We start from the raw sequence: 22,911 nt of genomic DNA, 5'->3' as shown, positions 1-22,911 counted from the left end.
AGCTCAAAAAATAACTATAATGAAACAATTAAGTTACATTAAGAGGTTAAACAATCCCTTGATTTCTGCTTGTTGCTCGGAATTAATAAAAGCAGCGTCTGCAAATTCTCCCCATCTTTCAATAGCCTCTAGGCATTCCTGAATAAGTTGAGTCGGTTTTTTTAGATGTACATTTTTTGCGACAGCCAAAACATCGGTTAAGTTGAGATTGTCTTTTTTTCCATTGATGGTCATTTGATGTGATTTTAACCAAAAATTGGAAGGATTATAAGCAAATGTAATATCATAAGCAGGTGAAAGTGACCATTTCCCTTCCGGATTCATGAGAAATGAGATGTTTTTGGTGTGATCATCTTGGTTTCTGGCCATGATGTTAAAAACCATTCTTCGGAACAATTCTTCCATGTCGGTATAGGGCAGTTGCATTTGCCGCATTATTTGAAAGGCTTGTTCATAGGAATAGGCACCGGGCATATTGTAATCAAAGTGAGCCAATCCACACAGGGTTTGTGTGTGCGTTTTTTGATTATTAAGGCGGTCAAACCGTTTGGTCATAAAATGGGCCCGCTGATTTTCTTTTTTCAACTGACTTTCCATCATGGTTATTCCGGCTGCTTGAGCCATTAAGTAATAGGCATATTCAATGTTTCCATATCCTTTTGGATCGCCCAATTGATGATTGGTTACACCGTCAAATTTGATAAGCCAATAATCATAGCCTGCTAAACCATCTATTTGACCGGAACGGACTTCTCCGGTGGAAGGGTTGTAGGCTACAATGGCTTTTGCTCGGGCACCGCCGGCAGAACTTCCTACTTGAAGGAGGTCAGAAAATCCGTTTTCGGATTGTAAATTTGTTTTGAAGGTGGCTCGTTGGTCCAGCACTTCTCGGGCAAATTGCACTAAGGCTTCAATTTCCAAGGGGTTCGAAGGGGTGGCGAGTTGCCCGGATTCGGGCTCAAATTCCAAGGCTCCCATTCCGCGTTTGCCAATGTAACAAAGCCGGTCAACCGGATTAAAAAGTTGGGAGGAACGGCCTTGTTGAGCCAGCCATGCATCGATAACCTGATTCCCGAATTTATCCGGCAAACTATCGGCTAATAAACCGGGTAATCCTTTAAAGGTTTCATAGTTCAAAAAGGGAAAAGAATACACCCGACGACCTTTTCGGGCATCTTCGATAGGCAACATAAGGGGAGATAAATCAAACGGAAGTTTGACAAAGTCTTTATCAAACTCAAAAAAACCGACATTTTTTGATTCGTCCCAAAGGATAGCTCCTACCCGATGATTCCATATTTTTATAGCCGCTAGGGTATTCATGGTTATTTGGAAGGGGAGGCTTTTTTACGGTATTTTGCTCGTTCTTCCATTACTTTCATCGGACTGATTTCGGGCTCTTCATTCAAGTAGTTGAAGAGGTCTAATTTGCCTAAAGCCCGCATGAGCTGCACCATGGTTAACAAATTAATGGCTTGACCGGTTTCCATACGGCTGATGGTTATTCGACTTAAACCACATCGTTCTGCCAGCTCTTCTTGGGAAAGATTCTGGTTTAAACGCATTTGTTTCAAACTGGCACATAGTGTCTTTACTACTACGGCATCAGTCATCGCATACCAATTTTTATTGTAACTAGTTTGATACATAAAAGTCAATTTAACACAATAATGAAACATTTAATATACAAATATACTTCTTTTTTTCGAGTTTAACCCCCTCTCTCCCAATTTTTTCTCTCCTCAAAGTAATGGTATTAAACGAAAACACATTAAATTTGTTTCTATCATGAAATACTAACCGCCATTCAAAATTTTATACTATGCGTTGGACATTAAAAACAAAACCGGAGGCTCACCTAGTTTCATCCTTAGCCGCTCAGCTAAAGGTGGACGAGCGTATTGCTACGTTGTTGGTTCAAAGAGGAATTTCTACCTACGAGCAGGCACGTCAATTTTTCAAACCTACTTTAGCGGATTTACACAATCCATACTTGATGAAAGATATGGATAAAGCGGTCAATCGAATTGAAACAGCGATGGCGAACCAAGAGAATATTTTGGTTTTCGGCGATTATGATGTCGACGGCACTACAGCGGTCTCTTTGGTTTCGGCTTATTTAAGAAGTTATTATCCGAATGTGGCAACCTACATTCCTGACCGATACGACGAAGGCTATGGCATTTCTTTCAAAGGAATTGACTTTGCAGACGACAACGGGTTCTCGCTCATCATTGCTCTCGATTGCGGAATCAAATCAATCGACCATGTGGAATATGCTAACGAAAGAAACATTGACTTCATCATCTGCGACCACCATAGACCGGGAGATAATTTGCCTAAAGCCATTGCCGTTTTAGACCCTAAAAGAGACGATTGTTCCTATCCCTACGACGAATTATGTGGGTGCGGCGTGGGTTTCAAACTCATTCAGGCTTTAGCTCAAAACAGAGGACAATCCATAGATGACTTACTGCCGTATTTGGATTTGGTGGCTACAGCCATTGCGGCTGATATTGTTCCCATGACGGGTGAAAACCGAATTTTAGCCAAATTTGGATTAGAAGTCATTAACAAAAACCCCAGACCCGGCATAAAAGCTTTGATTCAAAACCTGAAGAAAAAAATACTGACCATAACCGATGTGGTGTTTATCATCGCTCCCCGAATTAATGCCGCCGGTAGAATTAAACACGGCAACCACGCGGTAGAATTATTAACCGAATTCAACCTGGAACAAGCCGAACAATTTGCCGCCGAAATTGAAGGGTATAACGTGGACCGAAAAGAATTGGACAAACAAATAACGGTGGAAGCTCTCGCTCAAATTGAAGAAAATCAGGAAAAAGAGAAGTTTACAACGGTTGTCTTTCACGAAAAGTGGCACAAGGGTGTCATCGGAATTGTGGCTTCCCGTTTAACAGAAACCTATTACAGACCAACCTTGGTTTTTACCAAAAGCGGCGATAAACTCGCTGCCTCAGCCCGTTCCGTGAAAGATTTTGATATTTACAATGCCTTGGAAAAATGTGCGGAACATTTAGAACAGTTTGGCGGACACATGTATGCCGCCGGCATGACCTTGAAAGAAGAAAATTATGCGGCTTTCAAAGAGGCTTTTGAAAAAGTAGTGCAGGAATCCATTCATCCGGATTTATTGATTCCCGAAATTTCGATTGATGCTGAAATAGAATTGAAAGAAATTAACCCAAAACTCATCCGACTTTTAAACCAATTTGAACCGTTTGGCCCCGAAAACATGACGCCCGTTTTCCTGACTAAAAAGGTCGTCGATACCGGTTACGGAAAAACCATCGGGCAAAATGACGAGCATTTGAAATTATTTGTCAAGCAAAATAATTCGGAAGGATATGGTGTAATTGGTTTTGGGTTGGGAAACAAATTGGAACGAACCAAAGATAAAAACCCGTTTGATTTAGTCTATTGTATTGATGAAAACGAATTCAATGGAAATGTAACGGTTCAATTGCGGGCGAAAGACTTAGCGTAACTAGTCAAACTTTTTCAACTCAAATTTTTCTCCGTCAAAAACACCATAGGTAAAATAGCCAATCCAATCGCCTAAATTCACGTAAGTGGAATTTTCACCTACCGCTAATTGCAAAGGCAAATGACGATGACCAAAGACAAAGTAATCATAATGCTTTTGGGTGAGTTTTCGTTTGGTATATTGCACCAACCATTCGTTTTCTTCGCCTAAAAATTTTACATCTTCGGCACCGGAAATCAATTTGTTTTTTACGGAAAGATATTGAGCTAGTTTAACCCCAAGATCGGGATGTAACCAACGGAAAAGCCATTTCGAAAACGGATGAACAAACACTTTTTTCATGCGTTTATACCCTTTATCACCCGGTCCTTTACCGTCACCGTGACCAATTAAAAACGTTTTACCGTCAAAAGTATATTCTTGATTATCATGAAAAACGGGAATGTGTAATTCTTTTTCAAAATAATCCGTCATCCATAAATCATGATTGCCTACAAAAAAATAAATCGGAATACCGCGGTCACTCAGTTCAGCCAGTTTGCCTAAAACCCGCACAAATCCTTTCGGCACTACGGTTTTATATTCAAACCAAAAATCAAACAAATCACCCAATAAAAACAAAGCCGTGGCATCGTGCTTGATCTCATCAAGCCAAGCCACAAATTTTTGCTCCCGCGGAAAACTCTGTTCCGGCGTTGGAGCTCCAAAATGCTGGTCGGAAGCGAAATATAGTTTAGTGGGTTTAACCGCTGTCATATTCTTTTTATCTGGTTGAAACAAGTCACAAAGGAACTGTTAAATGGGTTAGGTATTATCCGAGGCATACCATTCCGCAAAGGAACTCTCGGTTTCCTGCAATTTTAACGAATGGAGTTCAACATCGTGGGGCAATCGGTTTTTAATTCTTGCAGCAAAATCAGTCACCATGTTTTCACTCGTAGGCTGATAGTCAACCAAAATGACATGATGGCCTCTGTTTTTAAGCTCATTGGCCAACTCCACATGGGGCGTATTTTGATTAAAAACCGTGGCATGATCAAATTGGTCCACAATTTCTTCTTTGACAATTTTTTTCAAATCACCAAAATCGATAACCATACCAAATTTAACATGCGACGCATCTAAAATAGGCGTTCCCGAAACCGTAACCGAAAGTTTATAGCTGTGACCGTGCACGTTTTTACACTTCCCATCGTACCCATACAAGGCATGACCGGTTTCAAAACTGAACTGTTTGGTGATTCTGATTTTTGTCATTTCAACGGCTTTAGGCTACAAAGGTAAGGATTGCTACTGATTTTTTTCTCTTTTTTTGGCGGCGTAATACATCCAGTACGCTATACCTATCAATAAGACAAAAGGAAGAAAAGAACCAATAACGATGCCGGTTTGATAACCTGTATCAGGAGCATTTTTAAGTTTATCTTCAATAACTCCTGCCTGAAGTAGTAAAAAGAGTGCTGTCATTTTTTATAATTTTCTAATGCGTTTTTAGTAAAATCAGAAAGCACCAATTTGCCCGAAATGGAAGCTCGTTCATACAACAGCGAATCCCAGTTTTCGGTGCCTTCCCAAAGTACTTTCTTGAGGTCAGCCAAGGCTTCCGGATTAAACGAAGCTAAATTATCCACAAACGCAAGCAATGCTTCATCCATCGTTTCCACGGTTTCAGCAACCTGCGAGAACAACCCTTTTTCATGGGCCCACGCGGCACTTTTCCAATCGTTGGAGGTCAAGGTGATTTCTGCAAAAGCGGTTTTCCCTATTTTTCTGGAAACAGCGGGTTCAATCACAAACGGACCGATGCCTATCGCCAATTCTGAAAGTTTAACCGCACTGAGTTGTGTGGCAAACGTATAATCACAGGCGGCGGCTAACCCAACACCTCCACCCACGGCTTTGCCTTGAATACGGCCCACAATCAGTTTCGGACATTTTCGCATCGCATTGAGCACATTGGCAAAACCCGAGAAAAACTGTGTCCCTTCCACTAAATTAGTAACCCCTAACAACTCGTCAAAGGAAGCTCCGGCACAAAAAGCTCCGTTTCCTTCGCTTTGAAGTACCACCACCGAGACATCGGGAAAATGACTCAAGGTTTTAATGGCCTCCGTAAGCTCATGCAACAAAGTACCGGGAAAAGAATTACTGGCAGGATGACCAAAGGTAATCGTAGCAACATGCTGGGCTATTTCTGTTTGGAGTGTTCCGGAAAAGGACATGATAATCTAATTTTAGGTAAAAATAAACAATTCTGCGGAGAACACTTCTTTTCCTAATTTAAAATTAGCAATTCCCGATGTTTTAATTATTTATTTTTTATATTTGCCTCCGCCTTGGGGATGTAGCTCAGTTGGCTAGAGCGTTTGGCTGGCAGCCAAAAGGTCGTGGGTTCGAGCCCCATCTTCTCCACTTTTACCCTTGAAAACAACTTGTTTTCGAGGGTTTGCTTTTTTAGGGGCAGAATGAGGGGATTTTTTTGGGTTTTTAGGGAGGTTTTGAAATTTAAGTTTCATTGATAAATAATTCTACTTTGGTTTCAAAATCTTCAATTCTGAAATCTTCTCCACAAGAGTCACAGTGATAATAAATAACTGTCTTATTCGGGAAATAGTAATCGTTTTTAACAACTATTTCTTCCCAATATTCTTCATCACAAGTACATTTTTTGTGTGGAATCATATCGATTTAAATGGGTTTATAAAATTAGTAAAAATTTACTTTAAAATTATTTTGCCACGTTAATTTTTCTGCTAAATTTGTAACCATTGTATAAGGTTAAACAACTTGGTTATGGACGAACTATTGACGCTTTCTGAGGCTTCTGAATATATTAGTAAAAGTAAAGAAACATTACGAAGGTGGGATAATGAAGGCAAACTACTTGCTGTTCGTGAACCCATGAGTAATTACCGCTTATACAAAAAATCAGATTTAGATACTTTGTTTGGTGGGTTTGTCGAATACAATGTAAAAGAGACTGTTTCTAACTATGTTGAACCTAATCATAACTATTCTGTTATTGAATTGTTTGCTGGAGCAGGAGGTTTGGCAGTTGGTATGGAGAAGGCAGGACTAAAATGTGTAGCTTTAAATGACGTTGATAAATGGGCTTGTCAGACCCTTCGAAACAATCGTCCAAATTGGAATGTGTTGGAAGGCGATATCAAACAATTTGATTTTACAGAATACAAAGATAAAGTTGATGTGGTTACGGGAGGTTTTCCTTGTCAGGCGTTTAGTTATGCCGGAAAGAAACTTGGACTAGCCGATGCCCGTGGAACACTTTTTTATGAATTTGCTCGGGTAGTAAAAGAAGTGAATCCGCCTATTTGCATTGGTGAAAATGTTCGCGGTTTGTTAAGTCATGAAAATGGAAAAACACTACAAGGGATGATTTCTATTTTAGATGAAATTGGCTATCATGTAGTGCCTGTTCAGGTCTTAAAAGCTATACATTATAATGTTCCTCAAAAGCGGGAAAGATTGATTTTAGTGGGTATTCGAAAAGATATAGACTTAAAATATGACTATCCAAAACCCTACAAACGCATTTATACGTTAAGTGATGCGTTGAAGAAAGGGGAATTGTTTAGTTCTGATGTACCTAAATCAGAAGGCTCCAAATATCCCAAAAGTAAAATTGAAGTATTGGATTTGGTTCCGCCAAAAGGGTATTGGCGTGATTTACCCCTTGACATTCAAAAAGCATTCATGGGCGGAAGTTTTCATTTAGGTGGAGGAAAAACTGGTATTGCTCGCCGAATTGGTTGGGACGAACCATGTTTAACACTTACTTGCAGCCCTGCTCAAAAACAAACAGAACGTTGCCATCCCGAAGAAACGAGACCTTTTACAGTTCGTGAATATGCTCGAATCCAAACCTTTCCAGATGATTGGCAATTTGCGGGTTCAATTGCACAACAATACAAACAAATTGGCAATGCGGTTCCAGTTAATTTAGGAAAAGAAGTGGGATATACGATTGTGAAGTTTTTGAATAAGTATTACAGTTTGTCGAAACCTAGATAAAAACTATAGTTTTCAAAAGTGATTTGATCTAGAATTGTTCTTTGGGTTTTTTTAGTTTCTTTATTGATTTCTTCCAATGCTGAATTTTCATTATTAGCACTTGATTTTTCAATGCTTTTTAGGTAATCATTTATAGCCAATGGTAGTTTTTTGTATAGTTGAAAGAATGCATCTTTTTGTCCAGAAAGTAAAGCATAGAATTCGTCGCCTGAAATTTTATACACTCTACTATGACTGTATTCTTTGCCATTTATTTCACCATGCCATAAATCACAAAAACTATTTTTTGCCAAAATTTGTACCCAATAACATTTAGCTTTTTTATAAGTATCAGCATAGCGAGCTAATTTTTGAAATAGTGCTTCTGCTGAACTGCTGTTCATGGTATTGTGCTTGTTTTTAATATCAGCAAATAAACTGTCATCATTGGCTTTGATGTCAAAACCACTCAATTTCCCAACTTCAAAACCTTTTATTCCGCCTAGAATTTGTTCGTGAAATGTTCCAATAGAGTTGTTAATTGACTTGTCAATTTGTCTGAGGATTTCCCCTTTAATCAAACTTTCTTCATCGATGTTATTGAATTTTGAATCAAACGTTAGTTTAATCGTGTCTACTTTATTGCTGTAAAAACTCTTTTTTGTCAAATTGTTTTTAGCTTTTGTATAGGCTTTATGAAGATTTGCCACACATTCTAAAAAATGTTCGTCAGAGATAAAATCAACGTATTTGTTTTTCATGTATAACAGATTTTAAAGAATGGCTAATGTAGGAATTTATTTTTTTATGATTTCCATTATAAAGTTAGTTTGTTAAATATTGTATCTAAATAATATTCTAAAAATTATTTTCTAGTAAGATACTTTTAGCTAACTAGTTTCCATTATGTGGTATTAATTGGTTAATAGACAGACTTTGTTATCTTCTTTAATCTAATATTGGTGTTCAAATCATGGTCATCTTTAAACATTTGAAAAGGTTAGAAAACTCAAATAAATATAATCATTTATAAAAAAAAACCGCTGACAGCATCAACGGTTTTCGGTATAGAGAAAGGTTTTATTTCGTATCGGGTAACGGATCACCTACTTTGATATCACAGCGGTGATGCGGTTGTCCATGAGCCGGATTGTTCTTTGGCTTGGGCGTGTTGGCATCTGCCGTGGCAGTAGGAGCCGGTTTAGGTTGTGGGGTTGGGGCAGGAGTGGCATTCATCGTAGGAGCAGGTGACGGTTGTGTGCTCTGTACTGTTTTAAAGAATGATTTTGGAGCCTCCGCCGGGGTTGGAGCCGCAGGAGCAGGTGCCGGTCCGGATCCGTCTAATGGAGCACCAACAGCAATATCACAACGGTGAAAAGGTTGTCCGTGAGCCGGGTTTAATTTTGGAGCTTCTCCCGCAGTAGCCGCAGTAGCAGCGGGTGTCTCAGGGGTCGTGGCTTCAGCAGCAGCAGCCGGAACAGGAACTTCTGTTGGCACAGCCGGTGTTTCAGCAGGAGCTGCTTCTGAATTTTTACAGGAACTTAAAAAGAAAGTACTTCCTGCCAGCAGCAATAAAAAAGAGGTTGATTTCATAGCGTTGATTAATTTCTATTTTCAAATATAATAATAAAAAACAAAGAGGGGCTTTATTTTAACAAGTTGCCCTAAAAATAAGCCCGCAACTGCACATTGCCCGTGTGAATCGTATCACTGGTTTCACTCTTCCGCCCTTGATAATTCACATTGACGTCTAAAAAGCGGGTCAAATTCTTTTGAATCAACAACCGCCAAGTTTGGTTTCTCCCGGGTTGCAATCCTTCCAACATTTGAAAACCCACAGCCGATAATTCATCCCCCACATAATCATTGGCGTAAAAAGAGATTTCTCCATTTAGCGTAAATTGTTTTTCACCGGCATAGGTAAAAGAAGTACCAAACCGATTTTGTTGTAAGGTTTCCAATTCTCCCATCTGATTTTCTTTGTTTTGGTAGTCATAAAACAAATCCAAACTGGCATTTTTAGTGAATAAATAGCTCACACGGGGAGCAAACTGATAACCCAAAATCTCAAAATCACGGTTGAGGTAGTTTTCTGATTCCGACTGGGAATTAATCGTTTTGGCATTGACTAAAAACAGCCAACTCTTTTGTAGCAAATGGGTATATTGCAACTGATGGGATTGATTAATCGTCTTTTGAAAACCTACCGAAAGCAGGTTCTGCGACTTACTTTTCACGAAAGTATAGGTAACAGAATGGTTTTGTTTCCCCCGATTATAGGACAAATTGTTCATGAAACTGTTGTTCAGCCCCAATAAATCAGTTTCATCCTGCTGAAAAGGATTCAAATTAAATTCCCCCGAAGCACGGTCCGTTTTCCGATCTACTAAAAACGAAGTCTGGTTATAAAAATAAGAAAGGAACTTTTTAAAACCCGTTTGGTTTTGCCATTGCAAGGGATTCAAGGTCAAGGCTTGTGAAAATTTAATTTGATGCGTATTCAAAAACACCTGATTGGGCAAATACACCCGCACATATTTTGCCTGGTCGGGAAAAGGGGCCACTTCAAACTCGGCTAACTCCTGAATGCCGTTATTGTTATAATCATTCCAAGTATACACGCCCTGTCCGGGGTCTACTTCTATATAGGTAAACTCCTGTTGGGCTAACGTTCCCGAAGAAGTTTCATAAACAGTAGTCAATTGAAGCAACTGGTTAAAAAACCGGTCGTTATACAAGATGCGGGAATTTAACGAAGGCGAATCATCCAGGGTTTCGTCCTCAAACTGTAAATTGCGGTAGTTGACAAAAACGGATAAATCACTTTTCGCTGTTTGCAACAAACGGGAGTTTAAATAGTAGGAATGGGAACGGTTCACCCGTTGCACAAAGCCATTTTGCAAACTATCATTCACCCGATGCAAATAGCCCACTTCCACAAACACTTTTGTTGAATCACCCCGTCCAATGAAACCGCCAAACTCAGAAAACCGTTGACTGAGGGCAGAAAGTGATTGGGTAGCCTTAATTTTTTCTTCATTGTCTTCCGTCCGAAAACTTCCGCCTGCCCAATTTTTGTTCCAATGGTATTTCACCCGACTATCACTGCGGGCAAACGAAGTGGTGGAATAGGATCCGTCACTTTTCAAGAAACTGCTGTTGTTTTGAAAGAGCCATTGTTTATAGGAATACCGTGCGTCAAACACATGCCGTGACCCCGAATAACTATCGGAGAAATCCAACTTTTCAAATTGGTACTTGGCAAAGCCGTTTTCAGGAGCATTAAAATGTAACCCGGAAACCAACAAACTTTGATTGCCCGTAGTACTGGTCAAGTTCCAATCACGGTCAAATTCAATGGTAAAAAGCCGTTCGATGGTTCGGAACTCCTCTTGGATAAATTGGTAATTGGCAAAAGCATCCAAAGTCCATTGCTTCGTAAACAAACGTTGTTTGCCATTAAACCGACCCGCAACACCTTGATTATTGGCATCATCGATACCCGAATACAAATTCAGGTCATTGTTGCTCAATCCTAACTCAAAATCGACCATGGTTTTTTCGGAAGGATTGTATTTTCCCATCACGGTGGCAATCTGAATCTTAACCGGAGCAATTAATCGAATAATCGGCATATAATTTCCTTGGGGTACGCCGGCAATAGGTTCCACATAGGCATAAATTCGTCCCACAGCCTGATTGTTAGCCAAGATATAATTCCCTTGATTATTCCCAACGAGTGAAAAGCGTACATTGTATAATTCTTCTAACGGATCATTGGAAAATTGATAAACCTCCACCCCGGAAATAAGTACTTTTCGATACAATATTTTATTCTCAGAATAACTGTCTAAATAGGCCGATGGAGCAATCATTTTAGATTGATCGTCTCCCGCTTCCTTTAAGATTTCCACTTGTTCCGTAGAAAGATTTTGTTGTAAAGGTTGGTTCTTCACATCATTTTCAGAATACAGAAACCCACCGATACTCCATTTTTCACGCTCATGCAGTACGCCGCCGTAAGCAAGAAAACGAGTAAAATTGCGGTCGGAAAATTGGTATTCAATCGAAATCCGCATTTCAGACGTAATTGGAAAAAGGGAAGTAAAGGTCACTTCTCCGGCATTGTAATCAATCGTATACTGATTGTTTTCACCGCGTTGCAATAAAAGGCCGTTCACAAAAACACGTTCCGAACCGGAAATAACCAACACATACGATTCGCCGTTGTTGCCTTTTAATTTATAGGGTCCCTGATTGCCTTCCAAACCCGTAAAGGTACTTTTGGCATATTGCCCCCGAACCAACGCCCCGGAAGCAAATACGGAAGTTTTGTTTCCTTCAATGCCAAAATGGAATTGCGTTGAGATACCTTGCACTTTCTTGTTGAAATTCAGAAACCTTGATTGCCTGTTTTCTAAGAATAAATCACCGGCACGAATGTTCCATTTATCAGAAAACAATTCGATAAAAATCTGATCAAATTCATCCAGTTTTTGCGAATAACCGCCTTCTTGCAACGGAATGTTGCTGTCTTGTATAGAAGCCCGTAAACCCACTTTATCAGATAATTTCCCCGAGATTTGAAGGTCTAAATTAGAATTAACCACGGCATTTTGATTACTTCCGATAGTCACCCCACGGGTGATGCTTCCGGAAGTGGTGAGCCCGTCAAAAGGTTTGAAATTGTTGAGGCGATCATTGGAAAGCGAATACAATTGACCGTTTCCGCGGGCATTGGGAACCACTTTGCTGTCGTCGTAAATGCTATAGGTTTTGGTTAAATAGTCGGGGAATGTCAAGTAACGGACTGTTAAAGTATCCTGCGACTGAAAGTTGTTTTTAAAAAGTAAGGTTCCTTTTTGAAAATCCACCTCATAAAAAGAGGTGTCAATCGGGCTGTCATTGGCCGCTAAGATTTTAAAAAAAGCTTTATTAATGCTCACTTTCTCCAGAGCAATCGTGTCTTTAGAAACGGTAACTTTCTTTTTTTTATAAGGCGTTTCTATTTCCTGAGCCCAAAGCCCGGAAAAAAACAGTAGAAAACCCAGTAAAACCGTTTTTTTAAACATAAATACTATAACTCTAAAAGCTCAAAAGTAGTATTTATATGTGAAAGAATCAGGGATTATTTGAGTCGCAAAAGAATCAGGAAAGGGAAATGAAAGTAAATAAACAGGGAATTATAAAATTCGGGAAGACCAATCTTTAGGCGAGCGTGAGGTATGAAAAACACCAATGACTGTTATTAAATCATTTTTAATGATATAATGAATGCCATAGGGAAAGCGGTTTATAAATTGAACGTAGACTTGTTTATATTTTTTTTGAAAAGCTAGAGGAGTTCTCGAAATTTCTTGAATACCAACTTCTAAACAAAGTTCAAAGTCAAAGGAAAGTCCTTGCCGTTGATGCTCATACCATAAAGCCGCATCTTCAATATCTAAAAAGGCTTCTTTTGTAAATCGAATAGAGGTCATTTTCTACTCTTTTCCAGATTAGCTTTTATCTCTTCCCAACTGTAGATCTCGGTTTTTCCTTCTTCAACCAAGTTAAGTCGATAATCTAATTCCTTCTTAATTTCCTCAGTAATCGTTATGTCTTTTTTAGAAATGCTATCCCATAATTGCTCAGCTAAAACAATTTTTTCAGCGGTACTGAATTTTGATATATCTTTAATTTTCATGTTTTTGATATAAAAATAATAAAAAATCTTTTTCGTATCACTTTAAAGGCTTAAACATCAAACAAAACTCATTCCTTAGTGACCACTTGCATTGTCTCCCGACTAATTTGTTTCACTAGAACCGTTTTGTTTTGCTCTACCATTTGTGCTGCTTTTTCAGTAAAATGACGAATGGTGTAGAGCGATACATTTTCATTATACGACACTTTAAATTTTTTGGAAAGTATCGATTTCAACTCGGGGAAATGACCAAATTTATCTTCTATACAAACAGAAAAACTAATGGCGGTATTCTGAATCAAACTGACTTTAATTTTATAGTGATGAAACAAGGCAAAAATTTCGCTGATGTTTTCCTCCATGATAAAGGAGAAATCAATAGACGAAAGTGAAATCAACAGCTGGTTTTTCTTCACAATAAAACAAGAAGTATGCGGTTCTAAATCAGCTCCTTTTGAAACTTTTGTTCCCGGTAACAGCGGATTCACAAATGACTTAACAAACAGTGGAATTTCTTTGCGTTGCAAGGGTTGCAATGTTTTGGGATGAATCACTGTTGCTCCGTAAAAGGCTAACTCAATCGCTTCCCGATAAGAAATCTGGTTGAGCAAAATGGCATTTTCAAAATAACGGGGATCGGCATTCAACACACCGGGAACATCTTTCCAAATGGTCACACTTTCGGCATTTAAACAATAGGCAAAAATGGCCGCAGTATAATCCGAACCTTCGCGTCCTAAAGTTGTTGTAAAGTTGTTTTCATCAGATCCTAAAAACCCCTGTGTTATATTCAGGGCTTTTTTCTTTACCCCTTTTGAAATCAGCTTTTGCGTTTGTTCCCAATCCACTAAAGCATCGCGGTAAGTCGCATCGGTTTTAATGAACTGACGCACATCAATCCAATTGTTTTTTAAGCCACTGTAATTAAAAAAATGACTCACGATGGTAGTCGAAACCAATTCACCATAACTCACCACTTGGTCATAGACAAAGTTATAATTGGGCGATTTATTATGACTTAAAAAATAATCCAAATCTTCAAAATGCGAATTGATGGCTTTAAAAACAGGATGCTTGTCGTCTTCAAAAAGTTCCAGCAGTATCTGATTGTGGTATTTTCGAACCTCTTGGACAGAAGCATTCAAGGCTTCTGATTTGTCGAAATAATTTTTAATCACCACTTCTAAGGCATTGGTCGTTTTTCCCATTGCGGAAATGACTAACAAGACATCTTCATAGCCTACTTTTTCTAAAACAGACAATACGTTTTTTACACCGTCGGCATCCTTAACGGAAGCTCCACCAAATTTGAATATTTTCATGCGTTAACAGGTCAATTAATTTCTTTATTTCAAATATCGTTATTTATGATTCAAAAATTGCTTAATTCCTTCTTCATCCATATGGGCCACACGCCAATCCGTCAATACTTTTGCTCCTGACTTTTCATAAAACTGAATGGCCGGTAAATTCCAATCCAATACATTCCATTCGATTCGTCGGACACAGTCTTTTTTACCTTGTTCAATTATTGCAGTGTATAAAGCCAATCCTGCACCTGAACCACGGTGATTTTCTTTTACAATCAAATCTTCTAAATGAATGGTTTTGCCTTTCCAGGTTGAATAGCGATAATAATACAAAGCCATTCCAATAATTTCATGCTTTACCTCTGCTACATACGAATAAAATAAGGGCTTTTCACCAAAACCATCCCGTACCAAATCATCCACCGTAACAACTACAGCATCGGGTTCTTTTTCAAAAATAGCCAATTCTTTTATTAATTCGAGCACTGAAGGCATGTCGTTGGGTGTTCCTTTTCGGATAATCATCAGATAAAATATTTCAACAAAAATACAATTCTAAATTCATTTTAAACTAATTATCATTCGTATCACAAAAATTTCGATATTTGTGCCACAAATACAACTACAACGTTTTCGTAATGGAAAAAAGAAACACAACCCTCGGTGAATTTATCATCGAAAAACAAGAAGAATTTCAGTACTCAACCGGAGAGCTATCCAGAATCATTAATTCCATCCGTTTGGCGGCAAAAGTGGTCAACTATAAGGTAAATAAAGCCGGATTAGTTGATATTGTAGGAGCTGCCGGTGAACAAAACATTCAAGGGGAAGACCAGCAAAAATTGGATGTTTATGCCAATGAAGTATTTATTCAAACCCTTATTAATCGCGAAATTGTATGCGGAATTGCTTCGGAAGAAAACGATGATTTTATCACGGTGGCCGGAAGCGACAACAGTCATAACAACAAATATGTAGTGTTAATGGATCCGTTAGATGGTTCTTCAAATATTGATGTAAACGTTTCGGTGGGAACGATATTTTCTGTTTTCAGACGCAAAACACCAATGGGGACTCCTGTAACCATAGAAGATTTTCTTCAACCCGGAATCAACCAAGTTGCCGCAGGTTATGTGATTTATGGAACGTCAACCATGCTCGTATATACTACAGGACACGGCGTAAATGGATTTACACTAAACCCGGCCATCGGAACATTTTATCTTTCACATCCGAATATGAAATATGCTGAAACAGGAACTATTTATTCGATAAACGAAGGCAATTATGTTCATTTTCCACAAGGGGTAAAAGATTATATCAAATACTGTCAGTTAGAAGAAGAAGACCGACCTTACACCTCGAGATACATTGGAAGTTTAGTCTCCGATTTTCACCGAAATATGATAAAAGGCGGTATTTATATTTACCCAACCAGTTCAAAAGCACCGAATGGAAAATTACGTTTACTGTATGAGTGTAACCCAATGGCTTTCCTGGCAGAACAATCCGGCGGCAGAGCTTCAGACGGTTATAGTCGCATCATGGAAATTCAACCTTCTGAGTTACACCAACGCGTTCCCTTCTTTTGTGGAAGCCTAAAAATGGTGGAGAAAGCAGAAGAGTTTATGGAAAAGTATAAATAAAAAAGATAGAACAAAAAAGCCCTGAATTTCAGGGCTTTTTCTTTACTTATTCATGTGTTGCATTTCAAAAATAAAGGTATCTAAGTCAACGGTGTGAACTAAAAGAGCGAGAGCCTTATCAACTATATAGGTTACATTTACCGGAGTAAAACCCAAATACAAAGCATACCGAGTCAAAATATCTTTTTGTCGTGGCCCTAAAACATGATCAGCATAAACCATTCGACCTAAATCATACAATCGTTCTAAACGTTGAATATATAAATACGGTGGATCAACAGGATATTTTGCCGGATTTTCAAGGATTTCCTGGTATTCCTCCGGAGAGATATCCAACTTTAACGCAATACGGTCTAAGAATTTCTTTTCATCATCCGTAAGGACGTTGTCAGAAAGTGCAATACGAACAAATGAAGAGAAATAACCTTTATTTCTTTCTTTAAAACCGCTATCAAATAAATCTGAAAATGACATAATTTTTGTGTTTATCTATACTACAAAGATAATTCTATTTTCAAATTTTTCCATCTATTTGTTTAAAATATTTAGCGGAAAAGTACACCCTAAACATCAATTTTAAAGTTTTTGTGAGAAGCGTTTCAAAATATATTGTAAGTTTGAATTCCCTAAATTTTAAATTAATATACGATGTCTGAATTTTGGTTGTATTTTGAGATTGGACTCAAACATGTGTTGGATTGGAATGGTTATGACCATGTTTTGTTTCTAATAGCTTTAACGGTTCCTTATGCCTTTAAAGATTGGAAAAGAGTCTTGATTTTAGTGTCGCTTTTTACGCTAGGGCACACCTTGGCATTACTGCTTTCCGTTTATGGAGTGGTTGTGATTAAAGCTAATTTAGTTGAGTTTCTAATTCCGATTACTATATTGATAGTGGCTTTATTTGACTTATTCACGGCTGGAAAAACCGGAAAAAAAGAAAGCATCACTTTTGTTGCATTTATAACTATCTTCTTCGGAATTATTCATGGGCTTGGCTTTTCGAATTATTTCAAAACTATTTTACCGGGAAATAGTTCGGAAAAATTACTGCCTTTACTGGAATTTGCGTTAGGAATTGAAGCAGCTCAGCTTATTGTTGTTTTTATTGTTTTACTTTTGTCCTATGTTACTCAAACAGCTTTCCGTTTTTCAAAACGGGATTGGACCTTGGTAATGTCATCTTTTGTGATAGGTGTTGTGTTGCCAATGATTATTAATAGTGAAATTTGGAATAGATAAATTCCTTACAACAGTTGTTAAAAAATGAATAAAAAGAAATTAAATAAATACGACAAGGCCTACCTTCGCATTGCGAAAGAATGGAGTAGATTGTCTTATTGCAAACGCAAACAAGTTGGAGCCATCATTGTGAGAGATAGAATGATTATTTCAGATGGCTATAATGGAACTCCTTCCGGATTTGAAAACTGTTGTGAAGAGGAAAGCGGAACGACAAAATGGTATGTTTTACACGCTGAAGCCAATGCCATTCTAAAAGTGGCCGGTTCTACTCAATCTTGTGAAGGAGCAACACTTTATATTACGTTGTCGCCCTGCAAGGAATGCAGTAAACTGATACATCAATCCGGAATAAAACGGGTGGTTTATCATGAAGGATACAAAGACGACAGCGGATTACAGTTTTTATTAAAAGCCGGCGTTGAAGTAGAATTAATAACAGATTTAGAATAACTATTTTTCCGTAAGCCGGAAAATAAATTGTGAAAATAAAAAAAATATATTGGCCAATTGTTCTCTTTTCTGCCATTGCATTAGGTGTTGTGATTGGAGGAAAACTCAATTATTTTTCAAATAAAACGACTTTCACTTCCGGTAGTTATAAAAGTAAACTCAACAAACTAATCGATTTTATTGAACGGGATTACGTTGACCAAGTCGATACCGACAGTATAGTAGATTTAACGGTCAATGGCATTCTTGAAAAACTTGATCCACATTCTGTCTATATTACCAAAAATGAATTAAACCAAGTATCAGAATCCATGCGGGGTGATTTTGTTGGAATTGGGGTAAATTTCTACATGTACAAAGACACCATTACAGTTATTAAACCCTTAAACGGTGGACCCTCTGAAAAAGCCGGTATCAAATCAGGAGACCGTATTTTATTTGCCGACAATTACAAGCTTTTTGGAAAAAAACTACCAAATGACTCTTTATATTCTAAATTAAAAGGAGAAATAGGTTCAGAAGTTACCTTGACAGTTTATCGAAAAAGTGAAAATAAAAAGCTTACCGTTAAACTAAAACGAGATGTAATCCCAATTAAAAGCGTAGATGTTTCCTTGATGATAAACCCAACAACGGGTTATATCAAAATTAATCGTTTTGCCGAATCTACTTTTGAGGAATATAGAAAAGGATTAATAAAACTCAAAAAACAAGGAGCAAAAACTATTGTTTTAGATGTTCGTGATAATGGTGGAGGCTATTTAGATCAGGCAGTTCAAATTGCCGATGATTTTTTAGTGGAGGATGCACCTATTGTTTCGACCAAAAATAAAAAAGGAAGGGTTGATAAAACAAAAGCAACCAATAACGGCCTTTTTGAAAATGGAAAAGTCATCATTTTAATAAATGAAAACTCCGCTTCAGCCTCAGAAATTTTAGCAGGAGCCATTCAGGATAATGACCGCGGATTAATTGTAGGCAGACGCTCTTTTGGAAAAGGATTAGTACAACGCGAAATGCCTCTAGGTGATGGTTCTGCAGTGCGATTAACCGTTGCTCGATATTACACACCTTCCGGACGTTCAATCCAAAAACCTTATGTTGAAGGAAATGAAGATTATTTCAACGAGTTTGAAAAACGATTTTATAATGGTGAGTTGTATGAAAAAGACAGCATTAAAGTAGCCGACAGCTTAAAATATAAAACACTCAAAGGGAGAACAGTTTATGGTGGCGGCGGAATTATTCCTGATATTTTTGTGCCTTTACAAGGAAAGCACGGAGATGAAGCCTTGGAAATGTTAATGCAATCGGGGGTAGTAAGTTATTTTGTCTTTGAACAAATAGACAAAAACCGCACTGAATTTGAAGGGATTTCTTTTGAAACGTTTTACAAAAAAGCGGAAACAACTGATTTATATGTGCAACGTTTTCAGGATTATTTAAAATCCAGCGGTGTAACCTTTTCATTAAGTAGTCATAAAGCAATGGTCAAACATTACATCATAGCTGAATTTGCAAGACAATTATTTGATGAAGAAAAATACTTTGAAATCAGGTTAAAAAAGGATTCAATGATTTTGGAAGTTTTGAAGCAATAAATAAGAAACCGACAAAAGAAACCTACTTCACTTTAGTGCTATCATGCACCTGAACATGATTTCCATCATTCCACAGAGTTAAAATGTCTGTCGCTACTGCAGCTCCGCTTCCTGCCGCAATAGGTAATTGACTTCGCCAACCGGCTAGAGTTCCACAAACATAAATACCGTCTTTAACTAAATGATCGTTATTTTTAAGTTGAATACGGTTTTTCTCCGGATTTATTTTTTGATGCGGAATGACAAATTCTTCTAAGCCTTCAATCGTAAAAGGATTTCCGGCTCCAATGCCGATAACAATTAACTTTGTTTGGTACGTGTTTTTGTTGGTTGTAACGGAATAATTCCCGCTATTACCTTCAATTTTCACTACTTTTTCGTTTGGAATTTGCTGAATATGTGGATAGGTTGATTGAAGATGAGCTAAACTTTCACTTAAAAGATCACTCCCTAATTTTCCGGGAGCAATTCCGTAAGCATTATTAAATAAAGCCTCTTGAAGCGAGGAAGCTTTTTGATGGGCAATGAGTCCGATTTTTTTATCCGAAGCAAAAGGCTTGTTTTGAGCAGAACCAAGCAAAAGGGAACAAGACACACCTGATACCCCTCCACCAATGACAAGTAAATCAAACATTTATTCTTGGTCTTTTAGTTTGTCTTCAATAGTTTTTGACATTCTAAAGATGAGTAAAATCAAAATGGCACAAAAGGCAGCTACAATACCAATCAAGGCAATCATACTTTCTTGTGCAAAAAGATTAGCATAATCTAACTGTGTTAAGTTGAAAATGATTAAGCCAAAAGCCAACACCAATAAAATAGAAGTAAACAGTTTCATCGTTACGATTTAAAGAAACAAAAGTATTAAAAATCAATTTATTCGAACAATCCTTTAACATTAGCAGCAAATAATTTAACAGCAATAGCTAAAAGGACAACACCAAAGACTTTTCGTATTATGCTCAACCCATTTTTTGTCAATAATCGTTCAATCCTGGCTGATGATTTTAAAACACCATAAACCAAAATAATATTTAAAATGATGGCAATAATAATGTTTACGGTTTGATATTCTGCTCGAATAGATAAAATAGTTGTCATCGTTCCAGCCCCGGCAATCAACGGAAAAGCGATAGGAACAATTGAAGTGGATTCATTTTGTTCATCGCGGTACAATTTTATGCCTAAAATCATTTCCAAAGCTAAAAAGAAAAGCACAAACGAACCGGCTACGGCAAACGAATTGATATCAATTCCGATTAAACTCAGAATGGTTTCTCCCACAAATAAAAAGGCAATCATCATAATACAAGCTACAATTGAAGCTTTTTCAGAATGAATGTGGCCAACTTTATTGCGTAAATCGATAATAATAGGAATGCTTCCTATTATATCAATAACAGCAAATAAAACCATTGTGGCTGTAAAAATTTCTCTTAAATCTAATTCCATAACAAATAAATAGTTGAGGCAAAAGTAATCTATATAAGTCGAAAAAGTCAATTATTTATTCCTTTTCAATCGTAGTATCAAACAATCCTTTGTACATTTGCCGCTATATTCTATACCTTTTACCATGTTTCAATTAGGCAAAACCATCGTTTCTGAAGAAATTTTAGAGAAAAATTTTGTATGTAATCTAACAGCTTGTTTAGGAGCATGTTGTGTTGATGGTGATGCCGGTGCTCCACTAAGTGCCGAAGAAACGAAGATATTAGAAGATATTTATCCCAAAGTGAAACCCTTTCTTCGCAAAGAAGGAATTGCAGCCATTGAAGCACAAGGAACCTGGGTGAAAGGCGAAGACGGAGAATTTGAAACACCACTCATCAACGGACAAGATTGTGCTTATGTAATCTTTGACGGTAAGACAGCCCTTTGTGGTATCGAACAAGCGTATAACCAAGGAATTGTTAACTGGAAAAAACCGGTTTCGTGTCATTTGTATCCTATTCGAATCAAAGAATTCTCTGATTTCTCAGCAGTTAATTACCATCGTTGGGATATTTGTAGTCCCGCTTGTTCATTAGGAAAAGAACTGGAAGTTCCGGTTTATAAATTTGTCAAAGAAGCACTTATTCGAAAATTCGGGGAAGAGTGGTTCACAGAACTTGAAAAAGTAGGGGAAGAATACCTGAAAGGGAAATAGAAATTCATTTAATTTTCTAAAAACTATTTTCTTAAAAAGCATTCTAATTTGCTTGCGACCACCAATAAAGCTGTTTTTATTACGTTAATAAACAGTTAGTTATCTTCATTTTTTAAACGTAAGAAATCGATTACCCGTTGTTAAAAACTAACTCCGATTGTGAATAAGTTTGGCTTTCATTTACCAATTTGAATTGCAATCTTTGTAACTCTCAAATACGAATTAATAATCCTCAACATAACTTAACAAAGAAAAAGATGGCAGCAGTAGAACCAATTTTGCAAGAAAATAAAGATAGATTTGTAATTTTTCCGATTAAACACCAAGACATTTGGGAATGGTATAAAAAACAAGAAGCCTGCATTTGGACTGCAGAAGAAATTGATTTGCACACCGATTTAAACGATTGGAATAACAAATTAACCGCTGATGAAAAATATTTTATAAAGCATATTTTAGCTTTTTTTGCTGCTTCTGACGGAATAGTTAATGAAAACCTTGCTGAAAACTTTGTGAGTGAAGTACAATATCCTGAAGCAAAATTTTTCTACGGTTTCCAATTAATGATGGAAAACATCCACAGTGAAACCTATTCCTTATTAATTGATACCTATGTGAAAGATGAAGCAGAAAAAGATATGTTGTTTCATGCCATTGAAACGTTTCCCGCTATAAAAGAAAAAGCAGATTGGGCTTTGAAATGGATAGAATCAGATTCGTTTGCTGAAAGATTAATTGCCTTTGCCGCAGTAGAAGGAATATTTTTCTCAGGTTCGTTTTGTTCCATTTTTTGGTTGAAAAAGAGAGGATTAATGCCGGGATTAACTTTTTCTAACGAATTAATTTCTCGTGATGAGGGAATGCATTGTGATTTTGCCGTGCATTTGCATACCCATCATATCGTAAATAAAGTTTCAAAAGCCAGAATCACGGAAATATTGACTGATGCTTTAGAAATAGAACGAAAATTCATTACGGAATCCCTTCCGGTAAGTTTAATAGGGATGAATGCCACATTAATGACTCAATATTTAGAATTTGTTACCGATAGATTATTGGTCGAATTAGGTTGCAAAAGAGTCTATAATTCAACCAATCCGTTTGACTTTATGGATATGATTTCATTACAAGGGAAAACCAATTTCTTCGAAAAACGTGTAGCGGAATACCAAAAAGCAGGTGTGATGAATTCAGATAGCGATTCACAAAAAATTAGTTTCGACGCTGATTTTTAATGACTTTTTAACACCGTCTAGTTTTTAACACTGACGGAGTTGATTTTAAGATTACCGGGATTAGCTT

At 37.5% G+C, this 22,911-nt stretch carries 26 protein-coding genes and 1 tRNA gene; 9 read left to right on the top strand and 18 right to left on the bottom strand.

Going from position 1 to position 22,911, the window contains the following annotated elements:
• Positions 1–33: 33 nt before the first annotated feature.
• Together C0512_RS00180 and C0512_RS00175 are read right to left on the bottom strand one after the other, a co-directional pair.
• Positions 34–1,323, bottom strand: coding sequence for a type II toxin-antitoxin system HipA family toxin (locus tag C0512_RS00180; RefSeq protein WP_290857960.1), 1,290 nt, complete (start codon positions 1,321–1,323; stop codon positions 34–36).
• 2 nt (positions 1,324–1,325) lie between these two features.
• Positions 1,326–1,649: a helix-turn-helix transcriptional regulator gene (locus tag C0512_RS00175; protein ID WP_290857959.1), complete on the bottom strand. Its 324-nt coding sequence runs from the start codon at positions 1,647–1,649 to the stop codon at positions 1,326–1,328.
• Between the two features lie 173 nt (positions 1,650–1,822).
• Between C0512_RS00175 and recJ the strand changes: the two genes are divergently transcribed.
• Positions 1,823–3,511 carry a single-stranded-DNA-specific exonuclease RecJ gene (gene recJ, locus C0512_RS00170; protein ID WP_290857958.1) on the top strand — a complete coding sequence of 563 codons (1,689 nt, stop codon included), beginning with the start codon at positions 1,823–1,825 and terminating at the stop codon, positions 3,509–3,511.
• Here recJ and C0512_RS00165 read toward each other — a convergent pair whose 3' ends face one another.
• Genes C0512_RS00165 through C0512_RS00150 form a run of 4 tightly spaced genes read right to left on the bottom strand, consistent with a single transcriptional unit; the run spans position 3,512 to position 5,733 of the window.
• Positions 3,512–4,267, bottom strand: a complete 756-nt coding sequence (locus C0512_RS00165; protein ID WP_290857957.1) for a UDP-2,3-diacylglucosamine diphosphatase — start codon at positions 4,265–4,267, stop codon at positions 3,512–3,514.
• A 48-nt stretch (positions 4,268–4,315) separates the two neighbouring features.
• Positions 4,316–4,768, bottom strand: coding sequence for a 6-carboxytetrahydropterin synthase (locus C0512_RS00160; protein ID WP_290857956.1), 453 nt, complete (start codon positions 4,766–4,768; stop codon positions 4,316–4,318).
• 33 nt (positions 4,769–4,801) lie between these two features.
• The gene (locus C0512_RS00155; protein ID WP_290857955.1) at positions 4,802–4,978 is read right to left on the bottom strand and encodes a hypothetical protein; all 177 of its coding nucleotides are present in this window, start codon (positions 4,976–4,978) and stop codon (positions 4,802–4,804) included.
• Entirely contained in the window at positions 4,975–5,733 is a 759-nt protein-coding gene (locus C0512_RS00150; protein ID WP_290857954.1) for an enoyl-CoA hydratase/isomerase family protein, read from the bottom strand. The genes C0512_RS00155 and C0512_RS00150 overlap by 4 nt, the downstream gene beginning before the upstream one ends.
• A 116-nt stretch (positions 5,734–5,849) precedes the next feature.
• On the opposite strand from C0512_RS00150, the gene C0512_RS00145 reads away from it, so the two are divergent.
• A tRNA-Ala gene (locus tag C0512_RS00145) sits at positions 5,850–5,923 on the top strand.
• Between the two features lie 93 nt (positions 5,924–6,016).
• On the opposite strand, the gene C0512_RS00140 is transcribed toward C0512_RS00145, so the two are convergent.
• Positions 6,017–6,193, bottom strand: coding sequence for a hypothetical protein (locus C0512_RS00140; protein WP_290857953.1), 177 nt, complete (start codon positions 6,191–6,193; stop codon positions 6,017–6,019).
• 111 nt (positions 6,194–6,304) lie between these two features.
• Between C0512_RS00140 and dcm the strand changes: the two genes are divergently transcribed.
• On the top strand, positions 6,305–7,543 hold the full coding sequence (gene dcm / locus C0512_RS00135) for a DNA (cytosine-5-)-methyltransferase (RefSeq protein WP_290857952.1): 1,239 nt from the start codon (positions 6,305–6,307) through the stop codon (positions 7,541–7,543).
• On the opposite strand, the gene C0512_RS00130 is transcribed toward dcm, so the two are convergent.
• The 7 genes from C0512_RS00130 to C0512_RS00100 all read right to left on the bottom strand — a co-directional run bounded on the left by C0512_RS00130 (position 7,519) and on the right by C0512_RS00100 (position 15,043).
• Complete coding sequence (locus C0512_RS00130; protein ID WP_290857950.1) at positions 7,519–8,283, bottom strand: Eco47II family restriction endonuclease; 765 nt, start codon at positions 8,281–8,283, stop codon at positions 7,519–7,521. The two genes, dcm and C0512_RS00130, sit on opposite strands and share 25 nt — an antisense overlap.
• Positions 8,284–8,602: 319 nt before the next feature.
• Positions 8,603–9,115 (bottom strand): hypothetical protein, encoded by a 513-nt coding sequence (locus tag C0512_RS00125; protein ID WP_290857949.1) that lies wholly within the window; start codon positions 9,113–9,115, stop codon positions 8,603–8,605.
• A gap of 71 nt (positions 9,116–9,186) precedes the next feature.
• Positions 9,187–12,594 (bottom strand): hypothetical protein, encoded by a 3,408-nt coding sequence (locus C0512_RS00120; RefSeq protein ID WP_290857948.1) that lies wholly within the window; start codon positions 12,592–12,594, stop codon positions 9,187–9,189.
• 111 nt (positions 12,595–12,705) lie between these two features.
• Positions 12,706–13,002, bottom strand: a complete 297-nt coding sequence (locus tag C0512_RS00115; protein WP_290857947.1) for a type II toxin-antitoxin system RelE/ParE family toxin — start codon at positions 13,000–13,002, stop codon at positions 12,706–12,708.
• Entirely contained in the window at positions 12,999–13,208 is a 210-nt protein-coding gene (locus C0512_RS00110) for an addiction module protein (protein ID WP_290857946.1), read from the bottom strand. Before C0512_RS00110 ends, C0512_RS00115 begins: the two co-directional genes overlap by 4 nt.
• A 68-nt stretch (positions 13,209–13,276) precedes the next feature.
• A complete protein-coding gene (locus tag C0512_RS00105) occupies positions 13,277–14,530 on the bottom strand; it encodes an aspartate kinase (protein ID WP_290857945.1) in 1,254 nt (417 codons plus the stop codon).
• A gap of 39 nt (positions 14,531–14,569) precedes the next feature.
• Positions 14,570–15,043, bottom strand: coding sequence for a GNAT family N-acetyltransferase (locus tag C0512_RS00100; RefSeq protein ID WP_290857944.1), 474 nt, complete (start codon positions 15,041–15,043; stop codon positions 14,570–14,572).
• Between the two features lie 113 nt (positions 15,044–15,156).
• On the opposite strand from C0512_RS00100, the gene fbp reads away from it, so the two are divergent.
• Positions 15,157–16,164, top strand: a complete 1,008-nt coding sequence (fbp, locus tag C0512_RS00095) for a class 1 fructose-bisphosphatase (protein WP_290857943.1) — start codon at positions 15,157–15,159, stop codon at positions 16,162–16,164.
• 42 nt (positions 16,165–16,206) lie between these two features.
• Here fbp and C0512_RS00090 read toward each other — a convergent pair whose 3' ends face one another.
• A complete protein-coding gene (locus C0512_RS00090; protein WP_290857942.1) occupies positions 16,207–16,638 on the bottom strand; it encodes a TerB family tellurite resistance protein in 432 nt (143 codons plus the stop codon).
• 174 nt (positions 16,639–16,812) lie between these two features.
• Here C0512_RS00090 and C0512_RS00085 point away from each other — a divergent pair, with 174 nt between their 5' ends.
• The 3 genes from C0512_RS00085 to C0512_RS00075 are packed head-to-tail and all read left to right on the top strand — an operon-like array spanning position 16,813 to position 19,460.
• Positions 16,813–17,406 (top strand): HupE/UreJ family protein, encoded by a 594-nt coding sequence (locus tag C0512_RS00085; protein WP_290857941.1) that lies wholly within the window; start codon positions 16,813–16,815, stop codon positions 17,404–17,406.
• A gap of 24 nt (positions 17,407–17,430) precedes the next feature.
• Positions 17,431–17,859 carry a dCMP deaminase family protein gene (locus C0512_RS00080; RefSeq protein WP_290857939.1) on the top strand — a complete coding sequence of 143 codons (429 nt, stop codon included), beginning with the start codon at positions 17,431–17,433 and terminating at the stop codon, positions 17,857–17,859.
• A gap of 29 nt (positions 17,860–17,888) precedes the next feature.
• Positions 17,889–19,460 (top strand): S41 family peptidase, encoded by a 1,572-nt coding sequence (locus C0512_RS00075; RefSeq protein ID WP_290857938.1) that lies wholly within the window; start codon positions 17,889–17,891, stop codon positions 19,458–19,460.
• Positions 19,461–19,482: 22 nt separating this feature from the next.
• Here the strand turns inward: C0512_RS00075 and C0512_RS00070 are convergent, their stop codons facing one another.
• Genes C0512_RS00070 through C0512_RS00060 form a run of 3 tightly spaced genes read right to left on the bottom strand, consistent with a single transcriptional unit; the run spans position 19,483 to position 20,912 of the window.
• A complete protein-coding gene (locus C0512_RS00070; protein ID WP_290857937.1) occupies positions 19,483–20,094 on the bottom strand; it encodes an FAD-dependent oxidoreductase in 612 nt (203 codons plus the stop codon).
• On the bottom strand, positions 20,095–20,298 hold the full coding sequence (locus C0512_RS00065) for a hypothetical protein (RefSeq protein ID WP_290857936.1): 204 nt from the start codon (positions 20,296–20,298) through the stop codon (positions 20,095–20,097).
• Between the two features lie 38 nt (positions 20,299–20,336).
• Positions 20,337–20,912: a MarC family protein gene (locus C0512_RS00060; RefSeq protein WP_290857935.1), complete on the bottom strand. Its 576-nt coding sequence runs from the start codon at positions 20,910–20,912 to the stop codon at positions 20,337–20,339.
• Positions 20,913–21,036: 124 nt separating this feature from the next.
• Here C0512_RS00060 and C0512_RS00055 point away from each other — a divergent pair, with 124 nt between their 5' ends.
• Positions 21,037–21,609, top strand: a complete 573-nt coding sequence (locus C0512_RS00055) for a DUF3109 family protein (RefSeq protein ID WP_290857933.1) — start codon at positions 21,037–21,039, stop codon at positions 21,607–21,609.
• Positions 21,610–21,866: 257 nt separating this feature from the next.
• On the top strand, positions 21,867–22,844 hold the full coding sequence (locus C0512_RS00050) for a ribonucleotide-diphosphate reductase subunit beta (RefSeq protein WP_290857932.1): 978 nt from the start codon (positions 21,867–21,869) through the stop codon (positions 22,842–22,844).
• The last annotated feature ends 67 nt before the right edge of the window (positions 22,845–22,911 follow it).

It is taken from the genome of Flavobacterium sp. (genome assembly GCF_013822155.1).
GTDB lineage: Bacteria > Bacteroidota > Bacteroidia > Flavobacteriales > Flavobacteriaceae > Flavobacterium.
Note: the sequence above shows the minus strand (reverse complement) of the source record. Positions and strands in the feature narration are given on the sequence as shown.